This window comes from Vibrio sp. 10N.222.54.A3 (assembly GCF_041474095.1).
GTDB classification, from domain to species: domain Bacteria; phylum Pseudomonadota; class Gammaproteobacteria; order Enterobacterales; family Vibrionaceae; genus Vibrio; species Vibrio crassostreae_C.
This window is the reverse complement of the sequence record NZ_JBFRTN010000040.1, coordinates 1-219: the sequence shown is the minus strand read 5'-3', so window position 1 is coordinate 219 and position 219 is coordinate 1. Positions and strand designations below refer to the sequence as shown.

Genomic DNA, 219 nt, shown 5'->3' with positions numbered 1-219 from the left:
TCCCGCGTCCGAATGCATTGTTTAAGACAATGAGACTAAACCATTTTCATCTTCAGCATAAAGCGTGAGAGAGAATTTGGAGCGATACATCGGGTTCGAACCGATGACCTCAACCTTGGCAAGGTTGCGCTCTACCAACTGAGCTAGTATCGCATAAGCTAACCGTTCATCTTGTCTGCTAAGAAGCAGCAAATTAACGTTTAACTGTAATGTGGTTGC

1 tRNA gene is annotated in these 219 nt (G+C 44.3%); it reads right to left on the bottom strand.

From position 1 onward, the window contains the following. Nucleotides 1–77 precede the first annotated feature (77 nt). Nucleotides 78–153 (bottom strand) — tRNA-Gly (locus AB4507_RS09470). Nucleotides 154–219 lie beyond the last annotated feature (66 nt).